The sequence below is a fragment of the Mycobacterium sp. genome, from assembly GCF_002863225.1.
GTDB lineage: Bacteria > Actinomycetota > Actinomycetes > Mycobacteriales > Mycobacteriaceae > Mycobacterium.
This window is the reverse complement of sequence record NZ_PKEK01000068.1, coordinates 1-24,419: the sequence shown is the minus strand read 5'-3', so window position 1 is coordinate 24,419 and position 24,419 is coordinate 1. Positions and strand designations below refer to the sequence as shown.

Here is a 24,419-nt window from a genome sequence, read left to right as displayed (position 1 = left end):
AATCGCGCAAGAACGCGGGCACAAAAGTGTGCAGGCGTTGATCCGTCACGCGCTACAACCACTGTTCAGTGGCTCGACCTGCGATGATGCGCCTGCGGGGGGCGTGATTCCTTAGCCGGCGACGGGGCGGGTGGATCGGGATCGCGACCGCTAGTCCGGGCCGTTTTGGCCTGCATAGCGCGTACCGCATCAAGTACCCGCTGACCGTCTTTGGTGAGCTGCATGGGCTGTCCCCGCTGCGCGCGATGTAAGAGCTCGACTCCAAGATCTGTTTCGAGCCTTTGCTTCTGCGCTACTAGCGCGCGTGCCCCCAGCTGTTCAGCGGCGATCGTCAGTGTCGGGTAAGCGGTCGCGGCCGCGAAGCGCTGCAGTCGCTCCCAGCCACCGATCTTGGCGAGCGCAGGGCGGAGCAGCGTGGGTGAGAACGCGGCGAGGACCTTTGCGTCGATGTTGGCCCGGTGGCTTGGCTCACCGCGGGACCGCATCGGTATGTGGTGAATTCGCGCCCACCGTGCGAGGTTGGAGGTGCTCATGCCGCACTCGGCGGCGATGTCGGGCAACGTTCGACGTTCGGTCACGTACTGCTGGTATAGCCAGTCCGCGTCGACGCTGTGCTGCGCCTCGGGGTGGGGAGGGCGCATCTCGATGCCGTACTCGCGTGCCAGGCGGGTGACGGTTCCGCGGCTGACACCGACCTGAAGTGCGATGTCTTTCAACGTGTTGTGCTCGTCGCAATACAGTCGGACGAACTCCTCGCGCGGCAGAAGCGCTCTCGCCCGCAGGCGGATTCGGCCGGCTCGGTTATCCCGGTCGGGTGGGGGTGCGGGATGGCGCTCCCCCAGGTATCGCACAACGTCCAGGTTTGTGTGTAGCTGCCGAGCAGTGTGGCCGAGGGGGCGGTCGCTTGTGGCGAGCAGGTGACGCATTCGTGGGATGTCCACACGTTCGGGGCTCGGAGCAGGCATCTGCAGATCGTCGAACAGGCACGTGGGAGGCGACCAGCACGGAGGCTCGTCATCAATACCGTTACTGGCGAGGAAGTCTCGACAGTGATCTTCGATTTGACCGGCAAGATCTGTGTCGATTTCCAGGGGATAGTCGGCGATCTTGGTTCGTAGTTCGCTGGTGACGTGCCAGGACTCAACCGCATCGGCGGGCCGCCCGCTCAGCTGTTCGTAGAGATAGCATCGCACCAATCGGGCGCGGGTGGGCCCGGGTGCCGGTGTGCCGGTGTTGCGGCAGATCGCCGCCCAGACAGAGTCCGGCAGTAACGTTTGGTAGTCGAGTTGGCGTCGGCGCTGGTAGTCGATCGGCGTCTCGCACTCGAGCAGATAGTCGGCGAGTCGCCCCAGCGCTGTGCGGATGTCCGGCCAGTCAGTGCGATTGGACAGTAACTGCAGAATGCGCGACGCGGCGCGCTTGTCGATCGGGCTGCTGAGAAGCTCGGTCGCCTCGGCCAGCCGCAGCCGTGTGTCGACGAGGAGCAGCAGCACGGACAGGGCAGGGCGGAGCTGCCGCTGAGCGAGGTGCGGCAGCGCAAAGCGTAAAGACCAGGCCGGCCACAGCATCGTCGGTATTGCCCGTGGCAGATGGTTGATCCGGTTGGATTCGGTTGCACCGCAGGCTGATGCGCTGGGCTCAGTTCGGTGGCGGAGCTCATCGCTGGGGTTGACCACCGGCCCTAAGGCAGCCATTTCCGCCGCGGGCGGTGCGGTGCGACGCCGGCTAGGCAGTTGTGTCGCTGGGTTTATCGGCCGTTTCTGCAGGGCCTTGACCGCCGCGCTGATCGCTATAGCGGCGATCGCAGCGTGCGGAGCCGCCGACCAAGATTCGGTCGCACCCGCATTCCCGGGCAAGGCGGTGACGCGTGCGCGGCGGGCGTCGTAGGTGACACCCAGCTGTGTCAGTCCGGCCGCGGAGGCGAGGTCGGCTCGCGTTGCCGTGGCAAGCAGGTGCGCGGCGCGTTGACGGACATCGGCAAGGGCGTACATGGTGGGTTGGGCGTGGTCGCGGTACGCCCTGAAGGTAGCTGTTCCGCTGTCGATGATTTCGTAGACGATTCTCTGCGCCTTAATGATTGGGTGTGTGCGCCCGAGCCGCGGTGTGGTTGTGGTAGTGAGATCGGTGCCGCATCGGATCAGCCACCCTTTGTCTGCATCGATGGTCACCGCGGCGCATGACCCGGGTGTCGGCGCATAGTTAGCGGGAAAGGAGCGAACGCGCTGAGCGCCGGCGCATGTCGGACAAATGTCGGCGAGCAGTCGATGGTGTTTGGTGCAGGCGAATGACCAGCCCAGGCGCCAGGCGAGTTGCCATCTACCTCTGGATTCGGCCAGACACGTTGGGCAGTAACGAGATCCGTGCAGTCTGCCCCACGGTAATCCCCGGCTCACGGTTCCCGGAGCGGCGGCGGTTCGCAGCCAGACATGCTCGTACCGGCTGAGGGTCATCGTGACCAGGGTCGCGGCCGAGACGCCGGTCGCGGCAGCGGCTGTTGCGGCGTGGCTCGGATCGAGGGCGACGATGGGCGCGAAGACGCCAAACCGCCCAGCGGGAAGGCCGACCGCGGTCAAGATGTCGCGCCACCGGACGTCGCAGCGGTGCGCGAGCGCTTCGAGCCAAGAGTCGAGGGCCTCCCCCTCGGTCGGAGCCAGGCGAATCGGCAGCGTGCGAATCTTCGGCATCGGCGCTCACCCCGCAAGTCGGCGGGTTCGCCGCTTCTTGGTTTGTTCGCGGTGGCGCCGGCGGGCCGCGGCACCGTCGCGCTCATTTTCTGCCGCGATGTCGATAGCGGTCGCCTCGAGAACCTCTTCTGTGAGCGCCTCGGTCCCGGTGATGTTGGCGCGCACGGTCGCACGATTGATCAAGTCGGTCAACGACCCCAGATAACCGGTGCTGCGATCGAGGAGGTAGCCGCTGAGCTGATGGGTCAACGTCCCGTCCTTGTGACGTGCCAGGACGAGATTGCGCTCGATCGCACGCACGACCGAGCGCCACTCCCTGTCGTCATCGAGATAGGGCTCCAAGCGGAAGCTTGTGGTCCGACGGGCGGTCGGCCCCAATACCGCCTTTCCCATGCTGCGTCCGCTGCGAAAGAGACCCAACTCGGTGAGGTTGGTGCCGACCATCAGCATCGTGATGGGAAATTCGTTCACCAAATATTTCAGGTGGTTATTGACGATGGATCCATCGCGGTAGCCCCACCGCAGAAAGTGCAAGTCATCGATAACCAGCAGCCGGACATGGCATTTAAGGAACGTGTCCAGGGCGCGCCGTGCTAACTCCCCGGAAGCTCCTCGGCTGCCCGGGTGGGCAAAATAGTGCAGCAGCGCTGCGTTGACGTCACGCATGGACGGGTGGCCTGTCAACGTGACGTAGGCGATTGGCCACCGTTCGTCGCCCTCCTCGGTCAGCTCGCCGTGGAGCGCGAGTTGGTGAAGGTGGAATTCTTTGCAGAACAGTTCCACCAGGGTGGTCTTTCCGAGGAACGAGTCGCCTTCGAGTGCGATCCCGCCCTTCGCGCGGTGGCCATGTTGGACGTTGCTACGCAGGATGATCCACAGTTCGTCGAGGACTTTCTGCACTCTCGGTGTGCGCAGGGTGCCCATGTTGGCGTGCCACTGTTCTCGCTGAAAGTCGTAGACGGCGCGTTCTTTCGATGACAGGCCGGCCAGTCGTCGCACCGTCAACCGTTTGGGCTGAATGACAGGTTCGGCGTTGACGAATGTGGCCCAACCTTCTTTGGTTCCGACGCAGTAGTTCTCGAGATCGGTCATGTCCACTCCAGGTTGTCGACTTGGTAGTCATCTTCGAGGTCGTCGTCGCTGTCGTCGTCGCCGAGTTCGGTGACGGGTTCCGCGACAGGGCTCACGTCAAGTGCGGAATCCGTTGTGACTGCAACCTTTACCGATGGGAGGCCGAGCACGACGTCGGCCTCGTCGGTGTCGGCTTGATGGCTCAAGGCGGCGTCTTCACGTGACATGCGCAGTGCCATCCGCCGCTCTTTCGGGCTCAGGCCGATGCCCAGGTTCCAGCGAGTGAACATCGCGTCGAGGGCTAATCTGTCATCGACGAATCCGTGCTTGTCCAAGATGATCTTGCGGAAGTAGCGCAGCCCTTCGTCGCTGAACGCCATCGGGTACTCGGTGGCGTACTCCCAGTCCAGCTCGTGCCAGCGGCGGGTGCCGGGGTGGCGGATGTAGATGTGGGTGACGTCGTCGGTGTCGACGTGGATGGGCCAAAGGTGTTTGAGCGGGTCCCGATAAGGGCCTTCCATGTTGCACAGTTGGATCAAGATGTCGTCGTCGGGCTTGGCTTTGTAGATGAGCGAGTCCCGCTGCACACCGTGGTGTTGAATGGTTCGGGCTTCGACTTTAAGGAACTCGTATGCCAACTGCGGGTCCGCGGGCACCTCGATGTAGCCGGCGCGAGTGATCCCATGGGCGTACATCTGAGCGGGGCTGATGGTGACTGTCCCGTCGCGGTGGAGCGGGTCGAACAGCGATCTGTGCTTCCTGTGGTGGTACACGGTCGCAACCCACTCGCGCAGGATCGCTTCCAGTTGGTCGATGTAAAAGAACGCCTGGCCTTCGACGTCGAGACCGCGAGCGTTGATGTCTGGCCCTTTGTAGCCGGGCAAGTACTGCAGCAGTCCCTCGCGGACCGTGCGGAAGAACCGCTCGAGTGGTCCCTTGTCACGACCTACCCGGACGCGGGCGGGTTGTATGGAGATGCCGAGTCGTTGGCACACACTGCAGACGTGTTCTGAGACATAGATTTTGCCGTGATCGATCACGATCGCTTCGGGATTCATGGCCGGTGTTGCTGTGGCTTCTCCGTTGCGGGTGAACTGGTTTGGATCGACGAGGACGCAGCGTGGCATGCCGTGCTCGGGCCAGACGGCGTAGTCGGGCCAGCTGTCGCATGCTGCATTTGGGCGCATGATCTGATACATCACGGCGGCCGCGTCAACGGCTTTTGTCGATACCGGTGTTAGCCGCAGCCCGACGATGCAGCGGGTGTACCAGTCCATTGCCACGGTGAGCTCGACGCGCACCCACTTGAGTGTCTTGGGGTCGAGAGCAAATACGTCAAGTGGCGTCGTGTCGAGGATGACGCACTCCCCTGGTCTGCTGGGGCGCAGCTTGCCGTACCGCCGCCTGGGTCGCTCTGCGATCTCACGGTTGCGTTTGGTCGTGCCACCAAATAACGGATGCTTCTTTTCGAGGCGCTCTAGCTCGCGGTAAGCCGTTGCACGGGAGGGCTCTTGAACTTCTCCTTTCCCGAAGAGCCGGTCGAGACGCTTCATCGTGTGGAAAATGACCGCAGCTTTTGAGGGTTTCGATTCCTCGCTGTGTTCGAACATGATTTGTTCGGCAGCTTCTGACCATCGTGGGTCGATGTGGCGGGGCACCCGTGTCCAGTCCGAGGCTAGGCCGGCCTCGCCGCTTTCGATGTACGACCTGACCCACCGCCGCACCGTGCGGGCATCTACTCCCAGTTCGGTAGCCATTGTCGCGTACTTGGTCATCAGCGGTACGGAAGGATTGAACTCCGGGCGAGGCTCGTCTATGAGTGCGATTTCCTCACTGCCCGAACGGTATCCGGTGAGAAGCTCACGAACATGCTCCGCACGGCGGCGCACCTGTGCCATCTCGCCTTTGCTGAGCCCCAGGAGCGTGATCGCTACCGGCGCGGTCGAGTCATCGGGGCGCGGGCCCGGTTGGTCGGGCAGCAGCTTGACGCGGTCGCCGGTCAGAAGCGCCACCAACGACATCCGGCACACCGAGGTTGCTCCGGCCAGAACGACCTCGGTGCCCGTGGTTCCCGGCAGCCACTCGGTGATCTGGAAGATCTCGCCATCGAATCTGACACGAGTACCGATGCCCAAACGTATTCCAGCCCAACTCATTTTAAGTCTTCGTCCGTAGCAGATGCCTTATCGGCGAGTAACGTTGCTCTGTCGCTGGTCAGTAGCGCCGCCAACGTCCTTCGGTGCGCCGACGTCGCTTCGGTCAGAATCAACTCGGCGCCTGTGGGCCTCAGCAGGAACTGTGTCATCTCGAAGATCTCACCGTCGATCACAACGCGCGTGCCAATAGCCAGATACGCTCTAGCGCAGCTCATTGCCGGCCTCCAGAAGCCAGCAGTGATTTATCACTAAGAACGAAAGACAGATTCGTCGTTATCTCGTGCGTCCACAGCAAGTGCAACAAAGCGGCGCGGACCAACGGCTCGGGTGCCGAAGCGCCGCGGACCGCTTCGCCGAATGTCAGCCCGGGCAGAGCTATTGCGCGCAGCTGAGCGAGCGCTTCACCTGAAATCGTCTGCTTGCGCCGGTAGCCCGCAAGGAAGCGCACGTTGTCGAAATACGGCTGCGCTTGCTCGCTGGCCACCTCGAAACCCCACCCGCATGACTCGACCACCTCACCTACCCAGGCAAGAGTCTCTGCGACTTTCGGGACATCAAGACGGTCCCGAGGTTTGACGGCAACGAACGTGAGATCCGTGCCGCGAACTAGCAAGTAGTCCGGGATATGCCGGCGCGCACGTTCGTCTATCCTGGCTCGAATCATCAACGGCTGGGAGTAGATACGGTCCACCGTCGGGTCGAAGTCTGCGACCAGCAGTCTGCTCAACTCAAGCCGAGACTCGTAGATGACATGGCCAGACTCGGTCGAAGACCAGTAGGTTCCTGAATAGTGCTGCTGGCCTTTATACGACCGGAACTTCCTAAAGGGTTGGGTGTCAGCCATCAATGCTGGCGTGAGTGTCCAAGGCGGTATGTGGATTATCTCGCCGTCGTCGGCGGAGCGCAGACTCAGCTTGACTGAATCGGAGTCGCGCGACGGAGCGCGCGGTAATGTATGTGGCATATCGCCTCTCTCGGCCATCTCTTTCCGCTACATCCGATAGTGAGAGGTGGGCATCCCGCGCACCAGCGGTTAAGCGCGTTTGCCATTAAGCTGAGATCCGATCTTTATCTCGAAACATGCTGCGCGACAACGGTATTACCGTGGGCGGTGATAATGCCCGGCTGAGGTAATTATTGCCAATCTTGGGAAGTCTTGTGCCCGCATGGTCGAAGCTGATGCTGCCCGCATTTGATCGATCTGTTTAAAGGCTCAGAAGAACTGCTTTTTTTCCGCGGCAGCGGAATCAGGCAGTCGCAGCGGGCCCTCCAACACAGACTTAAAGCAGCTAGCGCGTGGTCACACTAATCCGCCGTTAAGGTGCTGGGCACTAATGGATCTGACATACCAGGACGGGTTGTCTCTAAGGAGGCCAGCTAGTCGTACGACGGCGGGTGTCGTTTTGGCGCCGCTCATGCCGGCGGCGATCATTCGCGGGACTTGAGTGCCCGACGAAGCAATAGTGCGTTGCAGAAGCTCAAGCGCCACTTCGACAGCGACGCCCCGGGGCGACCCAGTACGCGAGGCAGTTTGCAACCGTCGCACGCACAGGCGGGTGTCGATCAAGAGCGAGTGCCGCGAACAGATTGATCTGGGTCGGCTGCTTTTTGGCGGCGATAACGAATGCAGCGGCGACCCGTAGGCTGCCGTTGCCGCACAGCATGTTCCGAAACTCCTCGCCGGAGATGGCGTCAGGCCGGAAGAAGGCCAATGCACTGGCTGCGGCAGCGCGCACATCGGGTCCAGTGAACGACGGCACCTCGTTAGTCATAAGGTCATGCACAACGGGTTCTAGTTGCTCGGCGGCGGCGTCGGGAATGCGGGGACCGATGCGACGGAGGGTGTGAAGCGTGCACTCCAGATATTGGGTGAACTGTGTGCGGCTGCGCAGGAAATCGATGACTGGCTGCCAATTCGCGTGCTGGGGGTGCGTCACGTTCACACATGCAAGGGTTCCGGCGAGGTCGCTCGGCGGGAACGAGGCTGCGTTGCCCTGAAGTTGGGTAATCTGGATCGATATCTTCTCAACCAGGGTGCGGGCCAACGCGGCAGCAGTATCGTCGGGCAGGTCTTCGATAGGACCCCAGGCAGCCAGCGTCGGGAGATGACCGTCGGCGATCTTCGTCAGGAGCCCCTGGCGGAATACAGGTTTGGCCGTCGCCAGAACGGCCGTGAGCGCTCCCGCGAATTGGAACTCGTCACCTTCTCGCGATTCCAGCTTGTCCAGATCCTCAGTGGTCCAACCCGATTCAGGAACACTCGCTACCACACGAGACAGACCCTGCCCCCAGGTTGCATCCGTTACCGGGGCAAGCGTGGTCACGTAATCAATGACTTCGCGCAGTACCGTGGGAGAAACCACGGCGGTGATCTCGGTCAACATCTGCAAAACATAGATCGGAACAACGAACGTGGGTCGCCACCGTTCAGTGACGATCGAGGTATCTTTCAAGACACGTATCGCCCACTGCGCGTGGCGATCTGCATCAGCAGCATCGAGGACATCGGCAGCGTGCTCGACGAACTTGATGTCGGCAAGCAGGGAAGTCCTGGTCGTCTCATCGAGGTTGATCGTGCGAGCGACGTCTTTCACCGCTGACACAGGACCGATCTGCAGCAGGCGGTCGACAGCTAATTCAATGTCGTCATCATCGCCGGCCACACGCATCGACGTCAGGGCCGACCTGACGTCGGCCGCACTGCCGTCGTTGGTCGTGAGTTCCCGGCGGGCCAGTTGAGCATGAATGCTTCGCCACGCAGACTCATCGGCACCGAATCCGCTAATAAGCGATGCGGTGCGAAGGTGGCGCCAAGTCTGATCGGAGACACCGAACGCGACGCCGGCGGTGTCTTTCGCCCACCCGCGGAAATCTTCGTCGGCCTGATATTGCAGACCCCACGCGACTTCCTGGGTGCGCCACCACGCCGCATGGGTATCGCGACCCGCTGCCGCGTCGGCGAAACCCTGTGGCTCCGAACCGATTCCCCAACTGGTCGCGATGATCAAACCGGACGACGCTCCGACCAATGACATCGCCGTGGGATCGCTACGCGATGACGCGCGCAGTCCCTGAACTTCGATCGCCTGGGCTTGTGCATCGTCGAGTCGACCAAGTTCACTCAAGCACCGCGCACGGTGCATCACCAACCAGTAATGGTCGACAGGCTCGCAACGGTCAGCGTCGATCAAGGCGGTGACGAGCTCGAAGCCTCGCTCCGGCTGACCAAGCTCGATGAATATCGCTGCAGCAACCGCGGCCGCCGCTGCTTGCTCAAACGGCTCAACCTCGTCGCCGTCGATGAGCCCCGTGAGCACTGCAATGTCATGGCCGCCGACCAGAACATCAAAGGTGGCGGCATAAAACCGCCACCACCAATCCCCGGAATCCCTACACTCCTGCAAATCTGGTGCACGCGTCATCTGATACGACAACGGCGACGGCTCCAGCTCGCGAAGCCGCATCTCGACCAGGATGGCCAACGCTTCCTCGGGAGCCAAGGCGTCACCGGTGCTGCTCGGCCGCGGAGAAATAAGGCGCGGCGTCAGCAGCGCATACCGCAGTCGGTCCTCACGCGCGATGGCCCGCCGATGCCAGGCGCTTCCTTCCCAACCAAGGTATTCTCGATCTCCGACGGCCACTTCCAGAAGCTGGTCTACGTGGTCGACGTCTACCGTTTGATGTTGGGGAACAAAGATTTTCGCTTTCTTGCCCGTATCGACTACCTTGTCAGCGGTCACATGCACCCAATACGAAACCAACGTATCTGGATCGTGCAGCACGAGAATGTGCGGAACGCGATGCTCGGTCCAGTATTTAAAATGCCGATCAGTATCCGGGTGCCACCAGCCCACCACTTCACCAGACTCGCCGTATTCGGGACGTTCGAACCACGACGGACCCCGCTTGGCCTGCGCACCGACCAATGCGCCCAGATCAAAGCGCCGGGCGTCGCGGGCCATCAACCAAAGATCGGTACCCAAATCGTGCTCACGCGGATTTTTCGCTACACCCCAATTGAGGCCTAGGAACTGATCTTCAACAGCCACCTCACCGCGGGCGCCACTGAGACCCTCAGCACTTGCCCTCATGCGAGGGCACTTCCCTGCGTCCAGCCGAGTCGCGCCCGTCTCACCGGAATGTCCAATTGGACATCGAGTGGACATTTCATTTGAGAATTGGACACGGGATTTGAGAACCTACAATCCGCGTGCCATGTCAACGAAACGCGATAGATGCAGTTGGTGGGCCACCGTGACCGACTTCGTGGGCCCTGATCGGTTTTTCGCCACGATCAGGTCCGCTTCGCCGCCTCTAGGGTCGTCTCGGTCGAACGCGTCGGGGCGGTGTAGCAAAATTACCATGTCGCTATCTTGTTCCAAAGAGCCGGATTCGCGTAGGTCGGACAGCATCGGTTTGCGGTCGGTGCGTTGTTCGGGTCCGCGGTTGAGCTGGCTGACCGCGATCACCGGCACTTCGAGTTCTTTGGCCAGCAGCTTGAGGTTGCGCGAGAACTCAGAGACCTCGACCTGTCGTGATTCGACGCGTTTCCCCGAGGTCATCAACTGGAGGTAGTCGACGACGATCAGCCGGAGATCGTGGCGTTGTTTGAGGCGGCGTGCTTTAGCGCGGATCTCGGTCATCGTCATGTTCGGTGAGTCGTCGATAAACAGTGGGGCTTCGCTGATTTCGCCCATCCGCCGAGCTAGTCGCGCCCAGTCGTGGTCGTCCATGCGACCGGCGCGCATCGCGGCAAGTTTCACTTTCGCTTCCGCCGACAGCAGCCGCATCACGATCTCCGGCTTGCTCATCTCGAGTGAGAAGATGACGCTGGCCATCTGGTGACGGATGGAGCAGGACCGCAAAAAATCAAGTGCCACAGTCGATTTCCCGACCGCAGGTCTGGCCGCGACGATGATCATCTGGCCGGGCTGAAACCCGTTGGTCAGCTCGTCGAGTTCGGTGAACCCAGTTGGCACACCGCGCGCGGATCCACCGTTGGATTCGATCTGGTCGAGTTCGTCCATGGCCGGCTGAAGCAGGTCTTCGAGGGCTTGGAAGTCCTCGCCGCCGCGTTGTTCGGTGACCTCGTAGATTTCAGCCTGGGCGCGGTCGACGACCTCGGCGACATCGGCGCCGTCGGCGCCGGCGTAGCCGTATTGCACGACCCGGGTGCCGGCTGCGACCAGGCGGCGCAGCACTGCTTTCTCGGCGACGATGCCGGCGTAGTAGCCGGCGTTGGCCGCGGTCGGCACGGTGGCGATCAGCGTGTGCAGGTAGGGGGCGCCACCGATGCGGCGCAGCAGTCCTCGCCGATCGAGCTCGGCGGCAACGGTGACGGCGTCGGCGGGCTCACCGCGGCCGAACAGATCCAGAATCACGTCGTAGACCACTTGGTGGTTGGGCCGGTAAAAGTCTGTGGGCCGCAGCTTTTCGACGACATCGGCGATGGCGTCTTTGCTGAGCAGCATCCCGCCGAGCACCGACTGTTCGGCGTCGAGGTCTTGCGGCGGTTGGCGACGATCGTCGAGGTCGGTGTAGCCCTGCGCCGGCCGGCCGCGCCGCTGCGGCGCGTCCGGCGGGGTGTCCAATTCGGTCATGCGGCAACTCCTTTCGGGTCTTCGTGGGGTTGGTCAGCGGCCAGGTCGGCGGCGATCAGCGGCCAGCACGCGTCGCACACCGTCGATTTCAGCGGCAGCTCGGCGCGTGCGGTGGCCTGTCGTGATCCGCAGACGACGCAGTCGCAGTCACCCACCGCGAGGTCAACGAGCAGCTCGACCGGGTGGCCCCCGCTAGCGGCCACCGGCATGGTCGCTGCGCCGAGCACGTCGTCGACCCAGCGCGCCAATGCCTGCGCCAGCGGCAGCCCCGGGTAGATCCGGGCTGATCGCCGTCCGGCACCAGCGATCGCAGCAACGGGATCGCTGGCAGGGCGACCGAACTTGGTCTCGTGGGCGACCAGCAGCCGGGCTCGCTGGTCAGAGCTGGTGACGGCGGCGACGTCGTCGTACCAGTGGGCGGTCGAGGCGGCGGCCGCGACCTTGTCGCTAGCGCTGGTGGCGGCGTCGTAGGCGCGCTGCAGCGGCCGCAGCCGGGGTCCGGCTCCCACGACGTTGTGGCGCAGCCGCCACAACGCCAGCCGCCATGGGCGTTGCACGTCAGCGGGCATCGGGGCGGCCAGGACCTCGATGATCTGCTCGGGGCGCCATCCGGCCCGCAGGCGTTGGCGGATCTCGCGGCCCAGGGTCCAGCGCAGGTTGTTCGGCAGCGCCTGCATCGGCGTCGGCAGTGCGCGCAGCACGGCACGCAGCTCGTCGCTGGAGATCTTCACCTCGGTCGGTCGGGCGTCGGGCACGTCGCTGTCGTGTCGGGGGGTAGGGGGGTAATGAGTTTGGTCTTTATAAGGAAGGCGCCGAGAAAAGGTGACGGAATCGCGTCGCCGCGGCCCGCTGTAGTCGACGATCACCCGGTCGCTGCGGTCGCGTTCCAGCACGGTGATGCCGTCGAGAAAGCGGTCATGGATGGCCAGGTATGCGCGGTTTCCGCGGCCTTGGGCGGGCCGGTAGACGATCAGTTCGTCGGCGGCCAGGGAGGCCAGGGCGCGGCCGATGGTTTTCAGGTCGTAGCGCCGTCCGCCGGCGGCGACGATGAGTGCCGCGACCTGCGGCAGGGAGACCCGGTCGTCGGTAACGCGGCTCCAGCCGGAGAGCAGTTTGTGCGCGGCTTGCAGCGCATGTGCCCGAGCGCCCCGTAGCCGCAGGGACTGGGCGCCGGCGTCGACGCGTTCGCGGATCAGCGCCGCATCAGAGAAGGTGATGCGCGGCCGAGGCCGGCCCTTTCGAGTGGGTGGAGGCCGGCGTCGCGCACCGTTTTGTGCGGTGTCAGCCGAGGTGGTGGATCTGTTTGCTGAAAAGTCGGCGATTTGTGGTGGCCTGTGTCCAGGGCAGCATGTACCCTGAGAAGCACCTGGCATGGTGTTCTCCTGTTAGCGGGGGAATCGAGTTTCGAAGCTGGCACTTCGGACCTCACGAGCCTCGGAGCTGACACTCCGGGGCTCGATCTTTTTGGTCGAAGGCCCTGACCCCCATCCGGGGGTTTCTGCTCTCTAATCCCCTATTTCGTTGTCGCCCCCTGTTCGGGGGTGTCGAGCTGGGGTTTCCTCCTCTGTTCACGCCGAGTCGTGTGTGTCATCGGACCACGTCACAGGCCCTTGACCGCTGTTCGACACGGCTCCCACCCAAACTTTCTGTTTGCTAGCGCCGCACCCTCGCGTCAGCCAGGGCCTCGGCATCGCCGAACCGCATGCATAAATATGCAAAAGCTATTCAGGGGCATGAATAACCACCTATCGGCCAGTCCGGCGAACAACTTCCGGAAAAGTTTGCTGGAGCCGGATTGCTGATAGCGGCGCCGCGGTCGCCGCCGTCAACTGTGAAGCGGTAAGCATTCCGTTCCGCTCGGCTGCCGCGCGCCTCGCCTCGGCCTCGCGAGGGACCTCACCCCCGATGACTGACACCGCGGCTCGCCGAAGGGCAGCTGTGGGCGCGGCGGCGGTAGGCCTCGCCGGGGTGCTGGCACCGCTAACACGGTGCTGGAGCGGGCGGGCGGCTAGGCGGCCCGGCGAGCGTAGGCCGGGGCCGGCTGGCTGGCGTAGATCTTCGGTGTTCATCAGTCGGGCCACCTCGCCAGGTAGCCGCCGCAGCACGGGGCCGGCTCACCGGTGAGTCTCCACAGCCACCGACCGTTAGCGGCTTCGAGTCGCACCGCGAACCCTTGCCGCAACCCACCGTGATCGAGGCGCCATGGCAGGCCGAGATCCTCAGCCACCCGAGGCAAGTCCTCGGCGATTGTGCGAACCCGCCACACCCATTCCCGTGACACGCACAGGCACGTCGAGATCTGCTCAACCACCCATAACGCCGGATCCTCAGCGACGTCGTACAGCGTGAACGTCTGCGGGTGGAAGTAGTCGCGGTGCCGCTGCCACAACACCATGCAGCCAGCGCCGGCGGTGCGTGGATGGTGCCCGTGGCACGCTTGCAACTGACGTCGGCGCCACCCCCCGTTGCACGGGTTCTCGGCCATGATGCGCCGCGCGTCAGCGGCGTAGTCGCCAACCTGCAGCCCGCGGGCGCACCGCTGCTCGCCACGCACCTGCGTAGCGGCATCTCGGGCCCCGACTCCCGGTCCGGGGGCCAGCACTGTCATGACGGGCCTCCACTCGCTGTGGTGGCACTGGCGCGGGCCACGAAATCGGCGGCCAGCGCTTTGATCCGGTTGCGTTGGGCTTGGCGCTCCAGCGGGTCAGGGTCCCCGATGGGGGTGTCGGGGTTCAAAAAGGTCTGCGCCTGAAGGGTTTTGATGTCCAGGGTTTCCAACATGAACGGATCAGCGCCGGCGTCGGTGACGCAGAAGAACGCGTCGACGTCTTCGGGTTGCCCGGGTCGGCACACCCGCCCGATCCCCTGGGTGTGCACCCCGGGCGACCAGTCCAGCTCTCCGATCACCGCGGTGTGGCAGACGTCCTGCAGGCCGTCGATACCCGCTCCGGAGCGCAGCGACATGATCAGCAGCCGCGCATCCCCGTCGATGAAATCATCGATCGCCTGATCCTTGGCCGCGGCGTTTTGCCCGCCGGTGTAGAAGCGGGGCCGGTATTGGCCGAGCAGCTCGGCCCACATCCGGTACACCTCGATGTGCCATCCGAACAGCAGCACCTTGTCGCGGCCGCCGTCGAGGAGCAGCTTGACGAAGTCCGCCACGAACGCGGCCTTGGCGATCCCGGTGGCTTGGCGCAGCCGCCAATCCAGTTCGCCTGCCAGAGCGAACTTTTCCCGCGGATCGGTGGCCTGATCCAGGATCAGCTGCGCCATCTCTACCGCGTTGCCTTGCAGCTCCTCGAGGATGTCGGGGTCTGAGGGCACGAACTGCTGAATCACGTTGCAGCGCGGCCTGGGCAACCCGGCGGTGTCGTAATCGACGCGATGCATCAGCCCTTGCGCCTGCAGATGCGCCTGCAACGAATTCATGTCCTGCACCAACGTTTTCGGCGTCAACGAGGTCGTGCCACACCACTGGCGGGCGAACTCCTCCTGGCTGCCGAGCGCGCCCGGGCGCACCGCGTCGATGACGTGGTAGGCCTCGGCGCCGTAGTTGTAGATCGGCGTGCCCGACAGGCCCATCACGTAGGTCGCGTTCGCAGCGACCGTGCGCGCGGCGGCGTACTTGTCGGAGTCGCGGCGCCGCAACTCGTGGACCTCGTCGAAAATCACGGTGCGCGCAACAGCTTTGAGCTCGTGCTGCCACTTGGCGAGCTTGTGGTAGTTCATCGTGATCAGATCGGGAAGGCGACCGTCGACCTCCAGGGCCTGTTTGTCGCCGTTTTGCAGCTCCAGGCAGGTCAGGTCGGGATAGAACTTCGCGAGCTGTTTGCGCCACTGCTTGGGCATGCGCCCGGACAAGGTGACCGCCACTGCGGGCCGGGCATCGGGATTTTCTAGCAGCGCCAGCGACGTCAGCGTCTTACCCGCGCCGAGGTCGTGCACCGCCAGCGTCCCGCCATTGGCCCACACCAAATCGCGTGCCTGGCGCTGGTATTCACGCAATGCCACGGTGGAGCGCACCCAGTCGGGGTGGGCCTGCAGCGGCGCGGCCCCGGCCAGGATCTGCTGCACCAACGCCTCGGCGTGAGCGTGCTCATCGGCGGCGGCCTGCAGGGCTGATCGGTCAGCCGGCGATGCCGCCATCGGCCAGCGCATCAGCACCCACGCCAGCTCGGCAGCCATTTCGGGGGTCGCGGCCAATCGGATCGCCCCGGTGAACGTCGAGGCGCACCGCGGGAAGATCCGCTTGAGCCGCACCATCACATCAGGGGCAGCCTCGATCTCCCACGCCCGATCAACGAGACGGAACCGGCCCGCATCACGGACCCCCGAACGGGCGGCGGCGGTCATATCACCAGCCCCGGCCCGTGCAGGACCGCCGGCACCACCGCCACCCCGTGGATGGTCATCCGCATGTTGCGCAGCGTGGTGAAACTCGGCGACGCCAACACGATCGCGCCCACCGAGTCGTGTTCGGCGTAGCGGCCCAGCTGCCGCACCACCGCGCTGCGCGGGGTCTTGAGCTTCACCTCAACCACCACCTGCCCGCCGACCAGGAAGTCGGGGCGGCCTCGCTCGCTGAGCCGATACTCGCGCGCGAAGCCCACCCCCGCCTCGGTCAGCGCGGCAGCGACCCGATCCTGAACCTCAACCTCGTTACGGCCCGCGAAGGTGCGCCCCGCCAACGCGGCCAACACCTGCTCAACCAGGCCCGCTGCCGCCGCCGTGACGACCACACCAGGTTGACGGGCCATCATGCGGGTGCTCACGACACACCCCGCAAGCCCAGACCGGCGTCGACACCGTAATGGCCTGCCAAGGCCACCAGCACCGAGCACGGCGCGGCGACCACGCACTCACCCAGAATCCGGCCCGCTGTCGCACCGGCCCACTGCCCGCTGGTGAAGGTGCACTCCCCGCACACCACCCTGGCCTGCGGGCACCCCGCGTCATCGTGTCCGCCAGGACCGTGCTCCACGCACGCCTCACACAGCCGTACCACCGGGCGGTGCGCGGTGGCGTGCGCCAAAAGATCGGAGCGGTGCCCACTTTCGGCATCCCGACCCGGGGGGGCATCGGCCAGGATCGCGGTGAAGATGGCCCGCAACAAGCCAGACTCCGCGCCGGCGGCAGCCAGCACATCCGAGCCATCGGCGCTGCGGGTGTAGAAATCGATTTCCTGCTCGACGGTGCCGCGGTTGAGCGCAACCACCCAGCTGCACCGCTCGCAGCGCTTGGACCGCAAAAACCGGTTCTCGTAGGTGAATCCACCCAGCCGCGGCGTGTGATGCGCGCGCAGCCCGCACACCGAGTACGCCTCAACTCCGCGCCCGCTGCGCTGTTCTGCCGACGCCGCAGCCTCCCGAGGACCCAGCAATGCCATATCGACGGCATGCCACATCGTTCGCTGCTCGGCGGCAGCCGCGAGTTCAAACCGCTGCTCTCCCAACAGTTCCACTGCCGCGCTCACCGCCGGCCCGCCTTGCCGGCCTGCCCGGCCGCCGCGGCGTCAGCCAGCAACTGGGTCCAGCGCGGATCGACGTCGACCATGTCGGGGTGGGCGTGCGCGGTCAGGCACTGCAGCTGGGCGTCTCCGCGTACCCGCAGCGGGTGATACGGCTGTCCGCTCGGGGTCCAGTCCAGCACCGCGATCGCGCCGCCGCACTCACGGGCGATGCGCCACAGCCGGGAGCTGACGGTGCGGGCCCGCGTGATCGCGGCGTGGTCGCCCCAGTCGAGGACGATGACGTCGTGCTGAGCGGCCGCCTCGGCGAGGCGTGCGTCGTTGTCGGGGCCGACCGGATCAGCCAGCCCGTCCAGGGTGTGCGCGTCATGAGCCCGCGCGGCGAACAAGTTCAGCTTGGCGTAGGCGTCGTAGCCGAACGCGCGCGCCACCGCCTTGTCGCGGCCCGCATCGGGATCGTCGTGGTGTTCGCGGGCTACCCCCGGATGCAACGCCACCAACATCAGCTCCGGGCCCGGCCCCCAGCGCCGGTTCAGCCGGTACCGGTAGCGGCGGTCAGGGGAAAACACCGACGACGATTCATCGTGCGGCAGGATCAAATCCAAGATCGACGTCATCACGCACCTCTTTCACAAACCAGAAATAGACAGAAAAAGCCTTCAGGCAGATTGCGCCGGCAGAGACCGGGCGTTACGGGAGCCGCCACCAAAAGTTCTTGCGCACACAAGGATTCGCTGCCCGGCGACGCGACGGTTCTTGTTGTAGAGCACCATGATCGTGATCGCCATCCGCACCCCGGCGGTCCCGGTCAACGCCTCCCCCATCGCCGCGGCATGGGTGCGCAACGACAGCGGCAACACCCCCAGCAACGTGTCGGTCAACCGCTCGGGATCCACCCGGTCGTGCAGGTGATGCAAGATCAACCCCACCGCGTGCACGATCGGCGCGTCGTAGGCGTCGACCCGCTGATCCCACACCCCGTGAATCAGACCCAAGGTGGCAGCGACCAGCTCGACACCGCCGAGGCCGGCCAACTTCTCCAACGTGGCCGTGCAGCGAACGTTGCCCTCTTTGGCGCCCGGATCGACCCGCAACCCCAGCTCGGTGACCGCGGCATCGATGGCCAGCACCACCGGATCCCCGCCGCCCTTGCGGGCCCGCCAGTGATCCCACGTCGAGGGCCGCCGGCGTTCCCGGTTGAGCCGATCGAACAGCAACGCCTCCTGGGCGACAGTGAGTCCTTCGTGAATGTTGGCCACCAGCAACCCATTCGGGTCCCGCAACCGAGCCGCCTCCCAGCGGTGCTGGCCGTCGACGACGGCATACCGCACCGCGGCCCCGGGTCCACGGTCGCTGACCTCGACCACCCCCGCCAGCCGCCGATCCCAGCCAGCCGCGAGCTTGCGGGCCCGCGCCATATCCGGCGGCCGCTGATAGCTGTGGTCGACGAACATCTCATCGACACGCACCGCGTCGATGAACGCCGACCCCTGCGCAACGCCTCGGCGCTCCAACACCGCGGTCATGACAGCTCCTCGGCCGCACCACTGCTGTAGGCCGCATGGCAGTCCCCGCAGCGCGGCCGCCCCGCCGAATGCGGCATCACCCGGCAGGTGATGCACAGGCCACGCCGGTAGGCCTCGTGACGATCCGCGGGCATCCCCTCACCGGCGGTGTGCGGCGCCTGCCGCACCACCCTCGCTGCCGCGGCCGGCGCGCTCACGCCGCACCCGCCGACGCGGCACCCTCGCCGCCGCGACCCTGCTCGGCGACGGCGACCGCTTCACGGCGCCGCACCTCCGCGAGCCGGCCCCGACGCGTCAACCCCCCCAAGATGGCCTGATCCTCCAGGCCGTCGGTCAGGCCCCATTCCCGGCACTGCGCCAGCACCGGGCAGTACTCGCAGATCTCCTTGCACTGCTTCTGCATCACCGAACTCCGCGACAGCCAGTTGTATTCAGGAAACGATCCACACGCCCCCTTCATATAGAAATCGGCGAGCCCCACCTGCTTGACCGGTGCGGGTTCCGGCGGCCGCTCGGCGGTCAGATACCGCATCACCGAACGCTTACTCACCCGCAAGTGCTCGGCGATCGCGTCGTGCGACGACCCCCGCTCATGCATGCGGTGCGCCGTCAACTGGTGCGCCGTCAGACGCGAATTACGGCCCTCTGCAAAAGTGTTCATGACTGACCTCCCAACGCGGCCCGGTATTGCGCACCCACCTGGGCGATCCCGAGCCGATCCAAAGCCGAAGAAACATCACCGGGGCCCACCGCAGCGCGCGGCTCCCCTTCAGTCGGTTTGGCCTTGATGCCCAGCCGCGCCATCACCGCGGTCAAAGTCAGCATCTTGGCCGGACTCGGGCAGGCCACCTTCATGCCGTGCCCGTTGAACCGGGCGGCGGCGTGCACCGCGCCCCGACAAATCCCCACAGTGGCCTCCGGGCCGTGCCCAAACACCCACTGTCCATCACGAAACCCGTAGCGGCCCAACACCATTTGCGGGTTAGACACCGACACGGTCCCGCCATCGCCACCGACGTCGACCAACTCGACATCGGGGTGCGCCAACGCCTGCGCCAGCCAATAGGCGCTCGGGCCGTGCTCGAGACGGATCCACATCCGCGAGCGGCTGCGCGTCACCGTCGGGGTGAACGCCAGCAGCGCCGCGACGTGACGGGCCCGCACCGCCGGCACCTCCGCCAGCGTGCACAGATGCAGCTTGGCCGCCGCCTCGACTGCGCCATAGTCACTGATCCGCGGCCGCCGCGGCCCGGCCACTGAAGCCTTCATGCGGTAGCCCCCCACCCGGCCGCGGCGTCGAGGTAGTCCGGGCCGGCGATCCCCTCGAGCTCAGCGACAGCCGCGGCCCACGTCCGGGCGTACTGCCGCGCAGGAACGAACACCCCGGCCGCGACCCAGTTCTCCGCTCCGCTGGCCACAGCCTCAGCCGCGCACTGACGCCGCACCGGGCACCCGGCGCAGATCTGCTGCAGATGCACCATCACCGGCCGCGCCGGCCGCCGCTCCGGAGTCCACATCTCCAGCGCGTCCGGGGTCTGCACCCCGCATGCCCCTTGCAGCTTCCAGCGCTGCCCCACCACATGCATCACGTCGCGCTCCTCACAACAGTTGGTGTGGAGGTGATTTCGGCGATAAACCGCACCGCGGCCGCCGCCACGCGCAGACCCGCGCCGCGGCCCGGATCATCGAAACGCACCGCCGTCCACAGCGCGTCGTACTCGCGCTTGACGAACCCGAACCCCTCGTGACCCGAGGCCAACAGCCGCCCCCGCGGCCCCACCGACTCCCGCGCAGCGCCCACCGCGGCTGCCGCGGCCCGGAACCGCTCCAGCGCCGGCCCAGGAGGCTCATACAGATCAGCGACGAACCGGATCGCCATCGCTCCCACCTGCGCGGCCTCGGCGCGGGCGTGCCCGAGCTGGTTCCGGCGCACGTCTTCCCAGAGCTCGTCGACCTCCTCGCCCAGCACCATGGCGCCCTCTTCTAGCGAGCGCCACTGGCCCGGGTGAGCGACCAGCGAGCCGGTGAGCTCGTCCCAGACCGCCAACTCGGCGCGGCGGACCCGATCTGCCGGGTCGATGGCACAAGCGCCGGCCAACAAATGCGGTGTCCTCATGCCGGCACCGCCAGCGGACTCATCAGCGCCAGGCACTGCTGGCACAACTCGTCACCGGGAACACACGGCGCCGAGCACGACACACACGAACTGGTGCATCCCCGGCACGCCATCTGGCCCTCGAGTCGCACCGGCTCCACCGGCGTCTTCGCGCACAGCGGGCACCCCTCTGCGACCGGCGGCCAGCTAACTGACGTCAGCCGCGCCGATCCGATCACCGGACGGGGCTGCTCAGCCGCATCAGCGCAGCTCAGCATGTCAGAATGCACATTTCGGGCCGGAACGCTTGCGCCGGTCGGCGCGTAGCCTCTACCCTGAGATCGACTGGGCAAAGTCATCTCCTCTGATTTGGGGAGACCCTGGGCGCGAAGCTGATTACTTCTCGTCCGACCTGATCGGCAAGCCCCCTTCGGGGGGTTTTGTCGTATCTGGGCCCAGGGTCACCGCTATGAAAATGTCTGCACGAGCGCCGCTACCGCGGCGCCACCGCCTAGAGCCGCAGCACTATCACCGCCCCCGAAACATGCTGTGCGACAGCCATGTCAGATCACCTGGCCCGTCCCGGCCGCGGCGTCACTGACGATCTGCTGAAGCGCGCGCCGCTGGGCGAAACCCAGCCGCGCGCACACAGCCGCCAACACCGAGGCCTCCGTGCCGTCATCGGCCATATCGCCGGGGTAGATCACCAAGTCATATCCCCCACCGGCGGCGGGGATCTCGGCGATGAAGCCGTACCGCGCGGCGGCGTCACCGCACGCGTGCAGCCGCCAGCCGTGCTGCAGCAGCGCCGCGGCAAGCCAGTAGGCGATCCGCACGCCGCGATCGACGCAGCGCTCCCAGCCCGGGATCGCCGCGGTGCAACTACCCGCCGGCGCCGCCGGGGCGATCAAGCCCGCCGCCGATAACGCCTCGACGGCCTCATCGACCAGATCGGCCCATCCCAGCGCCCCGAGCCGCCACACGCCCTCAGCGATCAACCCGGCGACACCATCGGGGGCGCCGGGCTTGTCGTCGGGCCGGCGAACCACGGTGACGACGCGGTAGGAGGCCAACCGGATCGTCACGGTCGCGGTCACAGCCGCAGCGTCAAAAGCGATGCCCAGCAGGAGGTCTCCGCGAGCACGTAAGTCTGTGGCCCACCAGAACAACGGGCGGGCGAGGTGTGCGGGCTGCTGAGCCCGCGGCAGCGGGACGGCGTCGAATCGAGGCTCGAAACCGGCGATTTCAGGCATGCGCGGTGTCGGTCGGTGGTGCAGCGCTCGAGACATGTTCACCGATTCCCTCCTCAATAGCGCGGTCTTCGACACACCATACTCTAAACTAAGACGAAAAAGTAAGACGCAATCATTGACAAGTTTTGGGAGGTCTCGGTGAACCTGTCTAGCTATGGCACGCCAGCTCGCCGGCCCGGCATGACGCGCCGCGTCCTGCGCGGCTTCAACGCCCAGGCCTTCTCCGACGCCCGACGCGCCAAAGACATCAGCGTCAGCGATCTGGCCCGTCTCGCGGACGTGACCCGGCAAACGATCCTGAACTGGGAAGCCGGCAAAGGCACACCCCAGGTAGATCTGCTGGCCCGCGTGATGCGGATCCTCGAGGCCGCCATCGAGCAGGTCGTCGCGATCCCCCCTGACGAGCGCTACCCCGGCGACTGGCGCGTCATCAGAGGACTGACCCAGCCCGAACTCGCCGCCGCGGTCGAGATGCCCACCACCACGCTGCGCGGCATCGAACGCGCTGACGCCGGCCTGACTGACAAAAACGCCGCAAAACTTGCCGGGCACCTCGGCATCAGCGTCGAGGAGTACCGGGCGGCCTACCAGCGCGCCCGGCAACGGCCAGCCGGCTCCCCCGTATAACGGGCTTGACAGCGCCAGCAAACAACGGTTGTCAGCAGAACCCGACGGGGAACCCGGCCCCTCCGCCGAACGGCGTACTACCGGCATGGGTTCAATAACAGCCCGAGCAGGCTGATAACGCCTGATAGTGCGCGGTTCGCGGTCCATATCAACCTCCTAACAAAATCACCCTAATGCCGGTCGGCGACGCTCCTACACACCAAAATTCCAGCAGCCCCAACGCCGAAAGTCACGAAACTCGGCAAACAATCTGCCGACATCCGGCCGATAACGATTCGGTAACAATCCGATTTGTCGTGATGCACCCTGCATCACGAGACACCCGCTCAGGCGGCCCGAAACATTTGCCGCAACCTGATGTCACCGACATGCGGTCTACTAAGACCCATGAACCAAATCCTGCTGGCCAGCCACAACGGATCCCTTTACGAGCTAAAGGTTCTCAGCGAATTCGACGTCGCAGATCTGGTACGCGTTGACCGACCAGAAGTGCTCTCCAGCACCGACGGCGCGATCGACTTCTGGTTCGCTCACAACCCGCGGGTCGCCGTGAATTGCGGCGCCACCGAGATGCTGCTCGCCTCGACCCGCTTCACCGCCCACGAGGTCCCGCTACTGCGCGGCGACGTCGTTGTAGCCACCCACGACGCTGCCGGAAAACTCGCCGGACTCAACGACATTCAGATCAAACAACTCCTCACGACCGATCCCAGCCGCCAAGAAACCAGAATCCTGGCGCGCCGGTTCAGCAGCGACCGCACAGCCCAGCGCCGCCAGGCCCGCCGCGACTCCACGGAAGCCAGCCTCAAACCAATCCGGGGCCTCTAAGCACGCAAAGCTCGCCGACGCACTAGGCCGTCGACGAGCAACGAGTCTCACCGGGACAGCTCACGCAATCAGTGCCGCCGGACCACTTCCCTACCCGAAGCATGCGCGGCCGTCGCGCCGCAGGCAGCTACCGCCGACTACCGCGCACAGGGCCCCGCAGCGTCGTGGGCTGCACCGCCGATCACGTCGCTGATGCCACCTGCAGCGGCAGCGCCACAGCACTTGCCCCGCCCGCCGACACCATCAGAATCCAGCGGCCATCAAAAGGCAGATGAAACTCGAAAGGCCAATACGCGAAACCGATTTCGCTGTTCGCGGTCTCCACCGGCACGTCGAACCGGTGAACTCGCGGCTCTTCGCCTGTCGGTGGCCGCATCTCGATTTCGACGGTCCGGTCCGAGTTGTCCGTCTCCGCCTGAGTGAGCACCACCAGAAAGAGTCGCGAAATCCGGTCCGGCCCCACCAGCGCGCCCGAGATCACGCCGTTCCACAGGTGTAGACCACTCTCGGTGGCCAGCGCCTGTTCAGCGAGCAACGCCCCAGTGATGATCATGCGCTCACGCTATCCGACCACGGCGACGCGTGAGCCGAGGCGTCAGCCGGCGGGGTACGTCGCCCCGCCGCCCCCGATCGGACCGAACGGCTCAGGCTTGAGATCCCCGTGCCACAGAAAAATCCCGGAACCAGGCAGATACTCATCCCACCCATACGGCGGCAACTCACTAGACCCGGGCGGAAAGAACTTCGCGCCCGGAAAATCCGACTTCGGCGCCCACACACCAGTATTGGGCCCCAACTCGATATACGGATCGGCGTTGCCGTGACTATCCGACACCGTCGCAGGCCCCAGCTCACCCGGCGCTTGGACCTTGATCCCCGGCACCTCATCAGCCCGCACGAAATTACCTGACCGAGGCCCAACCTCGACCCACTTCAAATCCCCGTGCTGCGAGGGCCCCAACCCGCCCGGGCCGGCGATCACAGGCTGATGTCGGGGGTCGCCGGGTTTCCAGCTGGCGGCCTGGACGCCGCCTCCGCTGTCGCCGGGGGTGCGGGGTTTGTCGGTGTGCAGATCGGCGGTGGAGTACTTCTTCGCGTTGTCCTCGTCTTGG

Annotated in this window: 21 protein-coding genes and 2 pseudogenes; 2 read left to right on the top strand and 21 right to left on the bottom strand. The window is 65.2% G+C overall.

Annotation, left to right across the window (positions count from 1 at the left end; all coding sequences use genetic code 11):
• Window positions 1-65: 65 nt before the first annotated feature.
• The 19 genes and pseudogenes from CYU59_RS21800 to CYU59_RS21710 form a co-directional block, all read right to left on the bottom strand.
• Window positions 66-2,684 carry a TniQ family protein gene (locus tag CYU59_RS21800; RefSeq protein WP_293002609.1) on the bottom strand — a complete coding sequence of 873 codons (2,619 nt, stop codon included), beginning with the start codon at window positions 2,682-2,684 and terminating at the stop codon, window positions 66-68.
• Window positions 2,685-2,690: 6 nt separating this feature from the next.
• Window positions 2,691-3,776, bottom strand: a complete 1,086-nt coding sequence (locus tag CYU59_RS21795; RefSeq protein WP_293002607.1) for a TniB family NTP-binding protein — start codon at window positions 3,774-3,776, stop codon at window positions 2,691-2,693.
• Window positions 3,773-5,911 carry a transposase gene (locus tag CYU59_RS21790; protein ID WP_293002605.1) on the bottom strand — a complete coding sequence of 713 codons (2,139 nt, stop codon included), beginning with the start codon at window positions 5,909-5,911 and terminating at the stop codon, window positions 3,773-3,775. The genes CYU59_RS21795 and CYU59_RS21790 overlap by 4 nt, the downstream gene beginning before the upstream one ends.
• Window positions 5,912-6,122: 211 nt before the next feature.
• Window positions 6,123-6,755, bottom strand: a complete 633-nt coding sequence (locus CYU59_RS21785; protein ID WP_293002603.1) for a TnsA-like heteromeric transposase endonuclease subunit — start codon at window positions 6,753-6,755, stop codon at window positions 6,123-6,125.
• Window positions 6,756-7,389: 634 nt separating this feature from the next.
• A complete protein-coding gene (locus CYU59_RS21780) occupies window positions 7,390-9,960 on the bottom strand; it encodes a DUF4365 domain-containing protein (protein WP_293002601.1) in 2,571 nt (856 codons plus the stop codon).
• 150 nt (window positions 9,961-10,110) lie between these two features.
• Window positions 10,111-11,430: pseudogene (dnaB, locus tag CYU59_RS21775) on the bottom strand (replicative DNA helicase); the annotation flags it as partial.
• Between the two features lie 77 nt (window positions 11,431-11,507).
• Entirely contained in the window at window positions 11,508-12,884 is a 1,377-nt protein-coding gene (locus tag CYU59_RS21770) for a hypothetical protein (protein ID WP_293002599.1), read from the bottom strand.
• 695 nt (window positions 12,885-13,579) lie between these two features.
• Window positions 13,580-14,119, bottom strand: coding sequence for a hypothetical protein (locus tag CYU59_RS21765; protein ID WP_293002597.1), 540 nt, complete (start codon window positions 14,117-14,119; stop codon window positions 13,580-13,582).
• Window positions 14,116-15,864, bottom strand: coding sequence for a DEAD/DEAH box helicase (locus CYU59_RS21760; RefSeq protein WP_293002595.1), 1,749 nt, complete (start codon window positions 15,862-15,864; stop codon window positions 14,116-14,118). Before CYU59_RS21760 ends, CYU59_RS21765 begins: the two co-directional genes overlap by 4 nt.
• Entirely contained in the window at window positions 15,861-16,283 is a 423-nt protein-coding gene (locus CYU59_RS21755) for a hypothetical protein (RefSeq protein ID WP_293002593.1), read from the bottom strand. The genes CYU59_RS21760 and CYU59_RS21755 overlap by 4 nt, the downstream gene beginning before the upstream one ends.
• Window positions 16,280-16,984, bottom strand: a complete 705-nt coding sequence (locus tag CYU59_RS21750; protein ID WP_293002591.1) for a hypothetical protein — start codon at window positions 16,982-16,984, stop codon at window positions 16,280-16,282. Before CYU59_RS21750 ends, CYU59_RS21755 begins: the two co-directional genes overlap by 4 nt.
• A complete protein-coding gene (locus CYU59_RS21745) occupies window positions 16,981-17,595 on the bottom strand; it encodes a DUF1643 domain-containing protein (protein ID WP_293002589.1) in 615 nt (204 codons plus the stop codon). The genes CYU59_RS21750 and CYU59_RS21745 overlap by 4 nt, the downstream gene beginning before the upstream one ends.
• Window positions 17,596-17,637: 42 nt before the next feature.
• Window positions 17,638-18,504, bottom strand: a complete 867-nt coding sequence (locus tag CYU59_RS21740) for a DUF6551 family protein (protein WP_293002587.1) — start codon at window positions 18,502-18,504, stop codon at window positions 17,638-17,640.
• A 193-nt stretch (window positions 18,505-18,697) separates the two neighbouring features.
• On the bottom strand, window positions 18,698-19,165 hold the full coding sequence (locus CYU59_RS21735) for a WhiB family transcriptional regulator (RefSeq protein ID WP_293002585.1): 468 nt from the start codon (window positions 19,163-19,165) through the stop codon (window positions 18,698-18,700).
• Entirely contained in the window at window positions 19,162-19,773 is a 612-nt protein-coding gene (locus tag CYU59_RS21730) for a hypothetical protein (RefSeq protein ID WP_293002583.1), read from the bottom strand. Before CYU59_RS21730 ends, CYU59_RS21735 begins: the two co-directional genes overlap by 4 nt.
• The gene (locus tag CYU59_RS21725; RefSeq protein WP_293002635.1) at window positions 19,770-20,090 is read right to left on the bottom strand and encodes a WhiB family transcriptional regulator; all 321 of its coding nucleotides are present in this window, start codon (window positions 20,088-20,090) and stop codon (window positions 19,770-19,772) included. The genes CYU59_RS21730 and CYU59_RS21725 overlap by 4 nt, the downstream gene beginning before the upstream one ends.
• On the bottom strand, window positions 20,090-20,620 hold the full coding sequence (locus CYU59_RS21720) for a hypothetical protein (protein ID WP_293002581.1): 531 nt from the start codon (window positions 20,618-20,620) through the stop codon (window positions 20,090-20,092). The genes CYU59_RS21725 and CYU59_RS21720 overlap by 1 nt, the downstream gene beginning before the upstream one ends.
• On the bottom strand, window positions 20,617-20,877 hold the full coding sequence (locus tag CYU59_RS21715; protein WP_293002579.1) for a hypothetical protein: 261 nt from the start codon (window positions 20,875-20,877) through the stop codon (window positions 20,617-20,619). The genes CYU59_RS21720 and CYU59_RS21715 overlap by 4 nt, the downstream gene beginning before the upstream one ends.
• A gap of 285 nt (window positions 20,878-21,162) precedes the next feature.
• Window positions 21,163-21,888, bottom strand: a complete 726-nt coding sequence (locus tag CYU59_RS21710; RefSeq protein ID WP_293002633.1) for a hypothetical protein — start codon at window positions 21,886-21,888, stop codon at window positions 21,163-21,165.
• A gap of 102 nt (window positions 21,889-21,990) precedes the next feature.
• Between CYU59_RS21710 and CYU59_RS21705 the strand changes: the two genes are divergently transcribed.
• Entirely contained in the window at window positions 21,991-22,479 is a 489-nt protein-coding gene (locus CYU59_RS21705; protein ID WP_293002577.1) for a helix-turn-helix transcriptional regulator, read from the top strand.
• Between the two features lie 387 nt (window positions 22,480-22,866).
• Window positions 22,867-23,307, top strand: a complete 441-nt coding sequence (locus CYU59_RS21700) for a hypothetical protein (protein ID WP_293002575.1) — start codon at window positions 22,867-22,869, stop codon at window positions 23,305-23,307.
• Window positions 23,308-23,488: 181 nt separating this feature from the next.
• Here CYU59_RS21700 and CYU59_RS21695 read toward each other — a convergent pair whose 3' ends face one another.
• Both CYU59_RS21695 and CYU59_RS21690 read right to left on the bottom strand, forming a co-directional pair.
• A complete protein-coding gene (locus CYU59_RS21695) occupies window positions 23,489-23,860 on the bottom strand; it encodes a hypothetical protein (RefSeq protein WP_293002573.1) in 372 nt (123 codons plus the stop codon).
• Window positions 23,861-23,902: 42 nt separating this feature from the next.
• A pseudogene (locus CYU59_RS21690) lies at window positions 23,903-24,419 on the bottom strand (hypothetical protein); the annotation flags it as partial.

Excerpts from the sequence above, each read along its gene's own strand:
- CYU59_RS21700 (WP_293002575.1), top strand. The coding sequence starts at position 22,867 with ATGAACCAAATCCTGCTGGCCAGCCACAACGGATCCCTTTACGAGCTA.
- CYU59_RS21785 (WP_293002603.1), bottom strand. The coding sequence starts at position 6,755 with ATGGCTGACACCCAACCCTTTAGGAAGTTCCGGTCGTATAAAGGCCAG.
- CYU59_RS21725 (WP_293002635.1), bottom strand. The coding sequence starts at position 20,090 with ATGCATGTGGTGGGGCAGCGCTGGAAGCTGCAAGGGGCATGCGGGGTG.
- CYU59_RS21795 (WP_293002607.1), bottom strand. The coding sequence starts at position 3,776 with ATGACCGATCTCGAGAACTACTGCGTCGGAACCAAAGAAGGTTGGGCC.
- CYU59_RS21770 (WP_293002599.1), bottom strand. The coding sequence starts at position 12,884 with ATGCCAGGTGCTTCTCAGGGTACATGCTGCCCTGGACACAGGCCACCA.
- CYU59_RS21760 (WP_293002595.1), bottom strand. The coding sequence starts at position 15,864 with ATGACCGCCGCCGCCCGTTCGGGGGTCCGTGATGCGGGCCGGTTCCGT.
- CYU59_RS21790 (WP_293002605.1), bottom strand. The coding sequence starts at position 5,911 with ATGAGTTGGGCTGGAATACGTTTGGGCATCGGTACTCGTGTCAGATTC.
- CYU59_RS21720 (WP_293002581.1), bottom strand. The coding sequence starts at position 20,620 with ATGAGGACACCGCATTTGTTGGCCGGCGCTTGTGCCATCGACCCGGCA.
- CYU59_RS21745 (WP_293002589.1), bottom strand. The coding sequence starts at position 17,595 with ATGACGTCGATCTTGGATTTGATCCTGCCGCACGATGAATCGTCGTCG.
- CYU59_RS21735 (WP_293002585.1), bottom strand. The coding sequence starts at position 19,165 with ATGAACACTTTTGCAGAGGGCCGTAATTCGCGTCTGACGGCGCACCAG.
- CYU59_RS21730 (WP_293002583.1), bottom strand. The coding sequence starts at position 19,773 with ATGAAGGCTTCAGTGGCCGGGCCGCGGCGGCCGCGGATCAGTGACTAT.
- CYU59_RS21710 (WP_293002633.1), bottom strand. The coding sequence starts at position 21,888 with ATGTCTCGAGCGCTGCACCACCGACCGACACCGCGCATGCCTGAAATC.
- CYU59_RS21695 (WP_293002573.1), bottom strand. The coding sequence starts at position 23,860 with ATGATCATCACTGGGGCGTTGCTCGCTGAACAGGCGCTGGCCACCGAG.
- CYU59_RS21800 (WP_293002609.1), bottom strand. The coding sequence starts at position 2,684 with ATGCCGAAGATTCGCACGCTGCCGATTCGCCTGGCTCCGACCGAGGGG.
- CYU59_RS21765 (WP_293002597.1), bottom strand. The coding sequence starts at position 14,119 with ATGACAGTGCTGGCCCCCGGACCGGGAGTCGGGGCCCGAGATGCCGCT.
- CYU59_RS21740 (WP_293002587.1), bottom strand. The coding sequence starts at position 18,504 with ATGACCGCGGTGTTGGAGCGCCGAGGCGTTGCGCAGGGGTCGGCGTTC.
- CYU59_RS21715 (WP_293002579.1), bottom strand. The coding sequence starts at position 20,877 with ATGCTGAGCTGCGCTGATGCGGCTGAGCAGCCCCGTCCGGTGATCGGA.